The 11,268-nt window shown below is 31.5% G+C and carries 15 protein-coding genes and 3 tRNA genes; 14 read left to right on the top strand and 4 right to left on the bottom strand.

Annotated features, from left to right (window positions below):
- The 12 genes from PHR76_RS07345 to PHR76_RS07295 all read left to right on the top strand — a co-directional run.
- Positions 1-281 (top strand): T9SS type A sorting domain-containing protein (locus tag PHR76_RS07345; protein WP_300060330.1); only part of this gene is annotated, 281 nt, incomplete at its 5' end.
- A gap of 306 nt (positions 282-587) precedes the next feature.
- Complete coding sequence (locus PHR76_RS07340; RefSeq protein ID WP_300060327.1) at positions 588-1,895, top strand: phage integrase SAM-like domain-containing protein; 1,308 nt, start codon at positions 588-590, stop codon at positions 1,893-1,895.
- 392 nt (positions 1,896-2,287) lie between these two features.
- Complete coding sequence (locus PHR76_RS13175) at positions 2,288-2,461, top strand: helix-turn-helix domain-containing protein (RefSeq protein WP_366143584.1); 174 nt, start codon at positions 2,288-2,290, stop codon at positions 2,459-2,461.
- Positions 2,451-2,735 (top strand): helix-turn-helix domain-containing protein, encoded by a 285-nt coding sequence (locus tag PHR76_RS07335; RefSeq protein ID WP_300060324.1) that lies wholly within the window; start codon positions 2,451-2,453, stop codon positions 2,733-2,735. Before PHR76_RS13175 ends, PHR76_RS07335 begins: the two co-directional genes overlap by 11 nt.
- A 2-nt stretch (positions 2,736-2,737) precedes the next feature.
- Positions 2,738-3,073: a hypothetical protein gene (locus tag PHR76_RS07330; protein ID WP_300060321.1), complete on the top strand. Its 336-nt coding sequence runs from the start codon at positions 2,738-2,740 to the stop codon at positions 3,071-3,073.
- Positions 3,066-4,280, top strand: coding sequence for an AAA family ATPase (locus PHR76_RS07325; protein WP_300060318.1), 1,215 nt, complete (start codon positions 3,066-3,068; stop codon positions 4,278-4,280). The genes PHR76_RS07330 and PHR76_RS07325 overlap by 8 nt, the downstream gene beginning before the upstream one ends.
- 127 nt (positions 4,281-4,407) lie before the next feature.
- Complete coding sequence (locus PHR76_RS07320) at positions 4,408-5,454, top strand: DUF6371 domain-containing protein (protein ID WP_300060314.1); 1,047 nt, start codon at positions 4,408-4,410, stop codon at positions 5,452-5,454.
- Positions 5,455-5,495: 41 nt separating this feature from the next.
- Complete coding sequence (locus PHR76_RS07315) at positions 5,496-5,981, top strand: hypothetical protein (protein ID WP_300060311.1); 486 nt, start codon at positions 5,496-5,498, stop codon at positions 5,979-5,981.
- Positions 5,982-5,999: 18 nt separating this feature from the next.
- Entirely contained in the window at positions 6,000-6,551 is a 552-nt protein-coding gene (locus tag PHR76_RS07310; protein ID WP_300060309.1) for a DUF4468 domain-containing protein, read from the top strand.
- Positions 6,552-6,569: 18 nt separating this feature from the next.
- On the top strand, positions 6,570-6,926 hold the full coding sequence (locus PHR76_RS07305; RefSeq protein WP_300060306.1) for a hypothetical protein: 357 nt from the start codon (positions 6,570-6,572) through the stop codon (positions 6,924-6,926).
- Between the two features lie 170 nt (positions 6,927-7,096).
- Positions 7,097-7,399, top strand: a complete 303-nt coding sequence (locus PHR76_RS07300; protein WP_300060304.1) for a hypothetical protein — start codon at positions 7,097-7,099, stop codon at positions 7,397-7,399.
- The gene (locus PHR76_RS07295; protein ID WP_300060301.1) at positions 7,399-7,626 is read left to right on the top strand and encodes a hypothetical protein; all 228 of its coding nucleotides are present in this window, start codon (positions 7,399-7,401) and stop codon (positions 7,624-7,626) included. The genes PHR76_RS07300 and PHR76_RS07295 overlap by 1 nt, the downstream gene beginning before the upstream one ends.
- 356 nt (positions 7,627-7,982) lie before the next feature.
- On the opposite strand, the gene PHR76_RS07290 is transcribed toward PHR76_RS07295, so the two are convergent.
- The 3 genes from PHR76_RS07290 to PHR76_RS07280 form a co-directional block, all read right to left on the bottom strand.
- Positions 7,983-8,056, bottom strand: a tRNA-Arg gene (locus PHR76_RS07290).
- A gap of 25 nt (positions 8,057-8,081) precedes the next feature.
- Positions 8,082-8,156: transfer RNA gene (locus tag PHR76_RS07285), tRNA-Pro, on the bottom strand.
- An 8-nt stretch (positions 8,157-8,164) separates the two neighbouring features.
- Positions 8,165-8,248, bottom strand: a tRNA-Ser gene (locus tag PHR76_RS07280).
- Positions 8,249-8,540: 292 nt separating this feature from the next.
- Here PHR76_RS07280 and PHR76_RS07275 point away from each other — a divergent pair.
- Positions 8,541-9,722, top strand: coding sequence for an acetyl-CoA C-acyltransferase (locus PHR76_RS07275; RefSeq protein WP_300060298.1), 1,182 nt, complete (start codon positions 8,541-8,543; stop codon positions 9,720-9,722).
- Between the two features lie 25 nt (positions 9,723-9,747).
- Complete coding sequence (locus tag PHR76_RS07270) at positions 9,748-10,509, top strand: C40 family peptidase (protein ID WP_300060295.1); 762 nt, start codon at positions 9,748-9,750, stop codon at positions 10,507-10,509.
- A 31-nt stretch (positions 10,510-10,540) separates the two neighbouring features.
- Here PHR76_RS07270 and PHR76_RS07265 read toward each other — a convergent pair.
- A partial coding sequence (locus tag PHR76_RS07265; RefSeq protein ID WP_366143582.1) for a tetratricopeptide repeat protein occupies positions 10,541-11,268 on the bottom strand: 728 nt, incomplete at its 5' end.

Raw genomic sequence — 11,268 nt, 5'->3', positions numbered from 1 at the left:
GCGGTGAATTAATTCCGTTGCCACAAGCTCCATTGAGTGTGGCAGATTATAATGTTGATAAATTAGCCTTATATCCAAACCCAACAAGAGGAGAAATAAATTTAGCAATACCATTTAGTTTTGAATCTTTTGATGCTACTATTTATGATATTTCAGGAAAAATAATAAAGAAAACAAATACACCGCAAGCTATTGATGTGATTAATTTAACAAATGGAGTTTATATGATTGATACTTTAATCGATGGACGTCAGTACACTCAAAAATTTGTTAAAAACTAAGTTGTTCGTGTTTTTTAAAAGAGGTTGCCAGCAATGGCAGCCTTTTTTTTTATAAATCAAAGTATGCAGTAAAACCAAAAAACCACCTGAATATCAGATGGTTTCCGTGACCCAGTCAGGGGCAAAACCCATGTATTCACACGAAATTCAATATCAAATAAAATACAGTAAATTAAAGGGTTTACAAAGTATCAATTTCAAAACATATTACCTAAATTCATTCAAATACACTTTTGGTTAACTAATAGTTAACTAAATCATTATTATTTTGTATCTTTGATTTGTTCAAAATAAAAAGGCAAAAAAATGGCAAGTGCAAAATTCTTAATTCAAAGTAAAAGCGAAACATCGAATATTTATATTCAATTTTCAATCAATCGAAGTCAAGTTTATAAACGCAAAACGGGTTTTATCATAAATGCGACAAAATGGAGTATTCCAAACGGACAACCAATACAAACGCATGATTCAGAAAAGAATCTAAAATCAAAACTTGACAAATTAGCAACTTTCATAACTGATTCTTATAATGATTCAGTAAGTAAAGGCGAAACCATTACAGCCGACTGGCTACAACTACAAATTGACTTATTTAATAATAAAATTCCAACTATTGAATTGGACGTGTTAACTAATTATATTCAAAAGTATATTGATGAAGCACCCTACAAGCCAAACGGAAAAAAAGGTACAGGATTGAGTGCTGGACGTGTTAACAATATCAAATTATTTAGTACAACAATTGAACGGTATGAAGCTGAAACACAAAAAGGCAAAAGTATTTTGATAAAAGACATCAATTTGAAATTTGCTGAAGACTATAAAAACTGGTTATTCAATCAAAAATATTCCATTAACTATGTAGGTAAAAATATTGCAAACTTGAAAACGATTTGTTTTGATGCAGAAAAAAACGGAATAGAAACCTCATCACAATTTAAAAGCATTAAAGGACTTGCAGAACCCAAAGCACCCGAACAAATTATTTATTTAAGTGAAGACGAACAGGAACTAATTAAAAACGCAAAACTTATTCGTGAAGCACTAATAAACGCCCGTAAATGGCTTTTATTAGGTTGCTTAATCGGACAACGTGGAGGCGATTTATTGAACATTACAGCCAAAAACATAAAGGACATCAACGGAATGAAAATAATTGAATTGAAACAACAGAAAACAGGCAAATTGGTTGCAATACCATTACTACCTGAAGCACTTGAAATAATCGAAAGCGGTTTGCCTTATAAATTATCTTTGCCCCGATTCAATGAATATATAAAAGACGTTTGTCAGGAAGCTGGAATAAACGAACCTATAAACGGACGTAAAAAAGAAAAAAGCAGTAAACCAAATACTATTGGAACATTTCCGAAATATGAAATGATAACCTCGCACGTTTGCCGTCGTTCATTTGCTACTAATTTTTACGGACGTATTCCAACACCCGTATTGATGAATATAACCGCTCACGGTACAGAAAAAGTATTTCTTAACTATATTGGGAAAACTACCTACGATAACGCATTTCAAATGGTAGAATATTTCAGTAAATTAGCACCAAAGGTTAAAACCTCAACTTTAGAAGTAGTGCATAATACAGGAACTAATGAGTAAAAACAGCAACCGTGTATATTAACAAAAGGAATAAAGAAGTAAAATAAAACCTTCTTTGATAAATCAAAAATTCACTTTAATATTAATCTTTTCGGGGGTTTTTGCACGGATTTTAAAAAAGAAAATATGCACGATACTTGTTAATAAGTAAAATTGTAGTTACGCATAGAACATGGTATATTTGTAACCATAACAAACAAAGAAAACCCGCACTGTTTACAATACGAGTTTTAATCTTTTGTTCGATTAATAAAAACTCCAATTTTTATTAATTCAGTAGTGATAACAATTTAGTACCGTTTTCACTTTACAAAAGTATATAATTATAACAAAGTTTTGATATAAAAATAAAACTTTAACATTTAGGTTTTTTTTGTGCAATCTTAATAATTATGTATTTATGCACAAAAGAAGTAGCAAACAAGCTACAAGTTAGTAAAATGACCATTTCACGAATGGTTAAAAACGGGAGGTTAAAACCAATTAACACCCAAAAGCGTTTTTTCTTATTTAACGCAAATGAAATTGATTGTTTAACCTCTAATTTGAAAACAGATGTTAAATAATTCAATCATACTTCAAAATTTAACTGAAGAGCAACTTGTTAAACTTATTTCGCAAGTATTTACGGAGCAGTTAAAAGAATTTAAAAAAGATTTTGAACAAACGCCCGAAAACGATTTGTTAACGCGTGATGAGGTTTGCAAAATGTTAAATTTCAACAAAACATCACTTTGGAAACACACTAAAAGCGGACGTTTAAAATCGTACGGCATTGGTAACCGTGTTTTGTATAAAAGAAGTGAAGTACTGGAAGCTGTTAAACCTCTAAATCACTAATTATGAAAAAGAGTAATAGACAGGCACAGCAGTACATTAACTTCATTAGAACAAGCGTATTGAAGTTTTACATTAGTGAATATGAAACCTTTAAAACACTACCTGAAACAACCATTTTCTACAAAGCGTTAAAGGTACAACCAGCAACAAAAAAAGCAATTTGCAAAGCATTTGATTTAAACATTGATTCAATGTGCAGACGAAAACGAATGTTTGAAATTGATGGCAAACTTCAACAATCACGAAAAAAAGCTATTTGTCAATTCACAGGCAAATATGCACACCTACTGACAACCAATAGTTTTTTGTTTAATTCTAAATACTTTGGTTATGATTAAGGGCAAAGGATTGAACGATTTAAGTAACGTTATTGATTCCGCTATGAATAGCGAACCAATAAAAGAAAAAATGATTTGGATTGATGATGAACATCGATACATAACAGAACAGGAATTTCAGGAACGGCAAAATTTAATTTTAATCGAACGAATTGAACAGCATAAAACAAAACGACTGAAATATAAAATTGATGTAAATGAAACAATCCCACCGCCTCAAATTGCGTGGAGTTTAGCAAACACCAAAACAGATGGCAATGCTATTTTGGGAACACTTGGAAATTTTAGTTTAATCATTGGTAAAGCAAAGGCACGAAAATCGTTTTATGTAAATATTGCAATCTCAACCGCATTAAGTAAAGATTTAATACTGGAGCGATTTATAAGCGATTTGCCGAACGATAAAAGCGAAGTACTATACTTTGATACCGAACAGGGCAAATATCACGTACAGTTAGCTGTTAAGCGAATATGCAAACAGACGAACCAACCCGAACCGAAAAATTTACATACTTACTTTTTAAGAAGTTTAACACCGTCCGAACGTTTAAATTTTATTGAAACCGAAATTCATAGCAATGACAAAATTGGTTTTGTAGTTATCGATGGAATAAAAGATTTGGTTACTTCAATCAATGATGAAGAACAGGCGACTATGATAGTAAGTAAGCTAATGAAATGGAGTGAAGAACTAAACATTCACATAGTAACTGTATTGCATCAAAACAAAAGCGATACCAATGCACGTGGACATATTGGAACAGAATTAATCAACAAAGCGGAAACGGTTTTGGAGGTTGCGAAAGCCGAAGCCGAAAGCAATATTTCAATAGTAACACCTTTGCAATGTAGAAACTTTGAACCCGAAGTTTTCGCTTTTGAAATTAACGAATTTGGTTTACCAATTAGTGCTGATAATTTTGAAATAAGAACCGAAACCAAAAAAAATAAGTTTGATGTAACGGAATTGGAAGACTTTAAACAATTCCAACTATTAACCGAAATATACAGCAAAGGCGAATCATTCACATATAGTGATTTGGTTATACAGTTAGGTTTAGCGTACAAAAAACAATTTAAAAACACAATTGGTATAAATAGAGCCAAAGAACTATTGACGTATTGTAAAAATCAAAATTGGTTAATACAGGAATCAAAAGGAAAGCCTTATAAACTTGGAGCGTACAGCGAAGCCGTTATCTTTTAACTCAATCGGTTTAATCATTACTTTATTATCAAGGTTTATCGGTTTAGGTTTAAAGCATTATATATGCTTTTAAACCTTTAAACCTCTGATGATAAGGTTTAGTTAAACAGGTTTAAACCTTTAAACCTTGAAACAATATAAATACAGTTTAGATAAAAGTAGTAAGAAGTTTGCTTGTCCAAAGTGCAATAAACGAACCTTTGTTAAATACATTGAAACGGAAACAGGAAGCTACTTAAATGATGAGTTTGGACGTTGTGACCGTGAAACAAATTGCAGTTATCACAGCACACCCAAAGGCGAATTTAACAACACTTTTGAAGTGAAGTACATTGCACCGCCTGAACCGACTTTTCACGATTATAGTTTAGTAAGTCTAAGCGGACGAAATTATAAACAAAATAATTTTATTCAATTCCTGAAATCTATATTTTCAGATGATGAGGTTAAAGAAGCTATTTTAAAATACTTAATCGGTACTTCAAAAATTTGGAACGGTGCAACTGTTTTTTGGCAAATTGATAATTTTGAAAAAGTAAGGCACGGCAAAATAATGTTATTCAATCCTGAAACTGGTAAACGACAAAAGCAAGTTAACGGTAAAGCGTTTATAAGTAGTGTACGTGCTGTTTTGAAATTAAATGATTTTGTTATTAATCAATGTTTATTTGGTTTGCACCTGATAAACGAAAGCAACCAAAAAACTATTGCAGTAGTTGAGAGCGAAAAAACAGCAGTTATAATGAGTATTTTTAAACCCAACTATATTTGGGTTGCTACTGGAATGAAAGGCGGTTTTAAATTTGAAACTTTGAAGCCAATTAAAAATTTTAAAATTATTGCGTTTCCTGACAAAAGCGAATATAATGACTGGCTAAAAAAGGCAATTGAACTAAACGAAATCGGTTTTAAAATTGTTATAAATGATTGGCTGGAGCAAACAGACTTTGAGGACGGAACAGACTTTGCAGACGTTTTTATAATTGAAAAAAACAAAAGCAAAATCGATCAAAATTTAACCGAAAATAAACCCGTAAATAATTATACTGAAACTGAAAAAATCGTTTATAAAATTGAACAGCACACGCCCGAAATAAGGCTGTTAATTGAAACTTTTGATTTGATTGATAGTTATGGAAATGAAATAAAAAACATCAATTGCGGGAATCCGTAAAAATGAATATTTTGAATTGCTTATATTTGAAAAATTAAAAAATGAAAAAAATGAAATATATTTTTTTAATGTTTCTATTGCCATTTATTGGTTTTAGTCAAAACCCTAATTTTAAAATTGAAGACAAGACTATTATTTGGCAATGGGTTTATAATGATTCATTGGATTTGGCAAATATTAAACAAAATTTAAAGTTAGAATTTTTGACAGATACTACAGGAAAGTTGAAGCGAACAAATTTTAATGATAAGAATTTGCGTGAACAAATAGCTGAATTTAAAATTGAAGAAAAACAAGGTAGATACAGAGTAACAGTTTTCAATATTAAAATTATTCCAATGCAGGTTTCTTTTGATTTAGGTGGCATTTCATCAATGCCAGATGATTTAGTATCTTTTGAAGATATTATGATTAAAAATAATGGCACTATGAAAGCTAAATTAATGGGTTTTGATATTACCGAAGCATTGAATAAACATTATTTAGATTTGTTCACAATAAAAAAACGAACCAATGAAGACTGGTAATTTTAATCAAACTAAAAAATGAAACATTTATTTACTCTTTTACTTTTTACAGTTTTTTTTAATTCATTCTCTCAATCTACAAAATTTGAGTTCACAAAGGATGGTTTTACTGACTTTTTAGTAACTGAAATTCCGGATTTAAAAGCAACTGAAATTTATACTAAAACTTTAAATTGGATTAAAGAAAATTATAATAACCCAGATGAGGTTATTAAAATGACCATAGTAAACGAAAAGATAAGAATCAACGGTTACAGTAAATCTTATACCTGTGCAAATAGTATGGGTGTTAAAGTTTGTTCGGATGCAAATTATATTATTGAGATAAGTTTTAAAGACAATAAGTATAAGATTGACCCGATTGAATTGAGTTCATTAAATCCTGATAATCCAACAGTAAAAAGTAATTTTGATTTTAATAATACAGAAATATATTTCGACAAAAAAGGAGAACTAAAAAAATTCACAAAAGACTTTCCAAAAGATGTTGAATTTCTTTTTAATGGAATAAATGAAAGTTTAAAAAACTATATTTTGGGTTTAAATAAAGATGTTGAAAATGACTGGTAAAAAAAACTATTGGAAAATATGAAAAAAGTGTTATTATTATTTAATTTATTTTTAAGTACTATTGTCTATTCTCAATCATCTGAAATAGATGAAAGAAAAAGTTATATTGATGAAACAAATAAACAAACATTTGTTTTATTAGGTAACAATGACTTAATGTATTATGAATGTATCAATGAATGTTTTGAAGTTGTAATAACTATTACAGAGAAATATTGGAGAGGTATTAAAACTTCCAAAAAACAAAAACAAGAATTAGGCAAAAACCTATTGGAGCAATATAATTATTTATTTTACGCTAAGGGTTTTAAAACTCTTACTATTCAAATTGAGGGCATTGAGCCAATTTCAAAAGATTTAAAATTGAATAGATAAATTTTAATTAACTCATTAATAACGAAAGGCGAACCAAACGGAACGCCTTTTTTTGTTCAAAATAGTAATACACAGGCAATGCGTAAACCTCAACAAATATAAACTATAATATAAAACTATCAAAATATATTATTACATTTGTTTTATCTATAGTAGAGGATTTTAGACAAATGGCAAAAGGCATAAAAACAGGTGGACGAACCGCTGGAACAGTAAACAAAACAACCGCTGAAACAAAAGCGATACTTCAAAAAATTGTATCAAATGAACTTGATAATTTACAACACCTATTGGAAGACTTAAACCCAAAGGAGCGTTTAGATGCAATTATAAAACTTTTACCTTACATATTACCAAAGCAACAGGAAATTGCAGTAGAATCAACACAATCACAATTCCAGCCAATAACAGTTACAATTGTGAAACCAGATGAGGTTAGGCAAATCGTTAATGAACTTGATAACAAATACTAATGAAAATTTTTATTAATAACGAACAGGAACTTTTTTCTTTTATCGAAACTACAGACTTAGACATAAACAACATTATTCAGATTGTAGAAAAGGCACTAAAAATCTGTATTATAACTTACTCAAAAAGCGATATTACTAAAAGCGAACTACTCAATGAATTAAAAAAAAGAGATACACAAATTCCTTTTATAATGTTAATGACAGACCCACTTCAAAGAAAACTATAAATTAATTAGACTGAATCACTATAACATTAATGATGTTAATTTAATTACGAACATTGTACACGTATGAAAGAAAATTTACATTATTACTAAAAACAATTATAAATAAAGATTTTTGGGCATTCACAACGTAAACAAAAAAATTAAGAATATTAAAGTTACATTTTGTAGAATTAAATTTAACTTTCAAATTGATATTTCCCTATCTCATTGCGTGTGTAATTATGAATTAAAAAAATATCCCACTATCTGTTCACACGTGTATAAATAAAAAACACCCTAAAAATAGAGTGTTTTAAAAGTAGTTAACTAATAGTTAACTAAAACCGTTGTAAAAGCCTATAAATAGGCGTAATTCGTGACCCAGTCAGGATTCGAACCTGAGACCTACTGCTTAGAAGGCAGTTGCTCTATCCAGCTGAGCTACTGGGCCATTGACAAGGCTTTAAAACCTATCGTCGGGGTGGCAGGATTCGAACCTGCGGCCTCCTGCTCCCAAAGCAGGCGCGATAACCGGGCTACGCTACACCCCGAAAAAAAGCGGAGAGACAGGGACTCGAACCCTGGCGACAGTTACCCGTCGACAGATTAGCAATCTGCTCCGTTACCACTCCGGCACCTCTCCTGATTCTGCAAAGAACTTAGCTTTTTTGCGGTTGCAAATCTAAGATTTCATTCTATACTTTACAACTATTTATGTCCTTTTTTTGATAATTTTTTCATTAATTGTAAAATAGAGTTCAAAGTCAATGATATAGCTTTAAAAAGAATGTTCTTTTTTTTATTTGAAAAGTATTTAAATGACAGTAATTAGAATAAATAAAAACATAAAAAAAAATGAAAATTTACATTTTTGTCTAAAAAATAGCCGAAAATTGGTTAAATTCGCCACTTAATAAACAAATACATTTTCGGTTATGAATACTAAAAAAATAGTTATAGTTTCTGCAGTAAGAACTCCAATAGGAAGCTTTATGGGTGGATTATCTACCGTTTCTGCTCCACAACTAGGAGCAATAGCCATTCAAGGTGCTTTAAATAAAATCAAGTTAGACCCAACACTAGTTGATGAAGTATTCATGGGAAATGTAGTGCAGGCTGGCGTTGGTCAAGCTCCTGCTCGGCAAGCTGCTATTTTAGCAGGACTACCTAACACAGTTCCTTGTACAACCGTAAATAAAGTTTGTGCTTCTGGAATGAAGGCCGTCATGTTTGCAGCACAAGCCATTCAAAGTGGAGATGCAGAAGTAGTTGTTGCTGGAGGTATGGAAAACATGAGTTTGATTCCACACTACATTCATTTGAGAAATGGATATAAATTCGGCCCTGCTTCTATGGTTGACGGCATGCAAAAAGATGGTTTAGTGGACGCGTATGATAATAATGCCATGGGCGTTTGTGCCGATTTGTGTGCAACAGAATATCATATCTCACGAGAGACGCAAGATGCTTTTGCTATACAATCCTATGAACGTTCAGCCAAAGCTTGGTCTGAAGGTAAATTTGACGAAGAAATTGTTCCTGTTGCTGTTCCGCAACGTAGAGGTGAGCCAATCATCATTTCAAAAGACGAAGAATTTACGAATGTAAAATTAGATAAAATCCCGACTTTGAATCCTGTTTTTACAAAAGACGGATCGGTCACTGCCGCTAATGCTTCTACCATTAATGATGGTGCAGCTGCTATGGTCATCATGAGCGAAGAAAAAGCAACTGCATTGGGCTTAAAACCTTTGGCCTATATTACAGGTTATGCCGATGCAGCCCATGAACCAAAATGGTTTACTACTGCTCCTGCCAAAGCTTTACCGAAAGCGTTAGCAAAAGCGGGCGTTTCAATTGAAAACGTTGATTATTTTGAATTTAACGAAGCGTTTGCTGTCGTTGGTTTAGCCAATGCCCAAATTTTAGGTTTAGATGAATCTAAAATAAATGTGAACGGTGGTGCTGTATCGTTAGGCCATCCACTAGGTTGCTCAGGAGTTAGAATTATAGTTACTTTGATAAACGTTTTAAAACAAAATAATGCCAAAATTGGAGCAGCAGCTATTTGTAATGGTGGTGGTGGTGCTTCTGCAATAGTTATTGAAAAAGCGTAACCAATTTGAATTAAAGCCCTAATCCATGTACGGAATTTGTAACCTAGCCATTATCCCGTTGCGAAATGAACCAAATGACCGAAGCGAACAAGTCTCGCAAGTTTTATTTGGAGAACATTTTCATATTATAGAACAACAAAAACAATGGTTTAAAATTCGATTGCATTTTGATGCTTACGAAGGATGGATAGACGCAAAACAATGTCAGCTCATAAGTGAAGTAGATTTTGAAGAAATTTCTAATAATGCTGAAATTTTAAATAATGATTTAATCGAATATATTTCAAATGAGGCTAATGTATTAATTCCAATTCCTTTAGGAGCCTCTTTAAGTTTTTTAGAATCAGAACGAATCAATACCATGGCATATAAATTTGAAGGACTAAAAGTGACGGGTATAAAGCCCAAATCTGAACTACTCAAAACCGCTTTTTTGTATTTAAATTCTCCTTATTTATGGGGAGGAAAAACACCTTTTGGAATTGATTGTTCTGGCTTTACACAAATGGTTTATAAACTTAACGGATATAAAATTTTACGAGATGCTTCACAACAAGCAATGCAAGGAGAAGCTTTAAGTTTTATTGAAGAGAGTGAGCCGGGTGATTTAGCTTTTTTTGATAATGAAGAAGGAAAAATTATTCATGTAGGTATCATTATGAATGACAATTATATCATTCATGCCAGCGGAAAAGTTCGCATTGACAGACTTGATCATTTGGGTATTTATAATGCAGAAACCAATCGGCATACGCATAAACTCAGAGTGATAAAAAAAATTATCTAAAAAAAAATCCCGATTTTCATCGGGATTTTTTTTATTTATTGGCATTGATTTCGTCAATCTTGTCCTTTGTTTCTTTGTATTTTGCATCCATACCCAACGTTGGATAAATTTGCGTCATTAGGTTCAAAATATCTAAATTATTAGGTTTGTATTTTAAAGCTGTTTCCAAATAAGGTATAGCCTCTACTAACAATTTATTCTTTTTTTCCATCAATAAATTATATTTTTTATTATCCGCTTGCGTATTTCCTAAGCTATTCATTTCTTCAAAAATGGCAGCTTGCTCGTCAACCTTAATATTTGCTAAGTTGATATAGGCATTCACATAATCAGGCTTAATTTCAATTGTTTTATTAAAATACTTCGTTGCCTCATCCGTTTTATTCATTTTTAAATTCGCCACCCCTAGATTATAAATCAAATCGGCGTCGTTTGGAGCTTTTACTGAAGCTTCTTTTAAAATACGAACATAGTTCTGGGTGTCACCTTTTCGGTTATAGAAATCGGCTTCAATCAATACGAAGTCAGCATCATTCGGATATTGTTTTCTAGCTTCTTGAATTTCAGATAACGCTTTGTCAAGTTGTCCTTTTTCTGCTAATAAAATAGAGTAGTTACGATAAATTTCTCCAGGCATTGAAGCTACTTTTTCATCTCTAGCATTTTCGTGTGAACCAGCCTTAATAAATAAATCACGTTCTGCTTTCGAGCTAAATAAAACTTCTTTTTTGGTTCCTTTATCAACAGCATAATACTCCG

Origin of the sequence: Flavobacterium sp. (assembly GCF_028689845.1) — a bacterium.
Taxonomy (GTDB): Bacteria; Bacteroidota; Bacteroidia; order Flavobacteriales; family Flavobacteriaceae; genus Flavobacterium.
The sequence above is the reverse complement of the archived record's forward strand: the minus strand, read 5'-3'. Positions and strand labels throughout refer to the sequence as shown.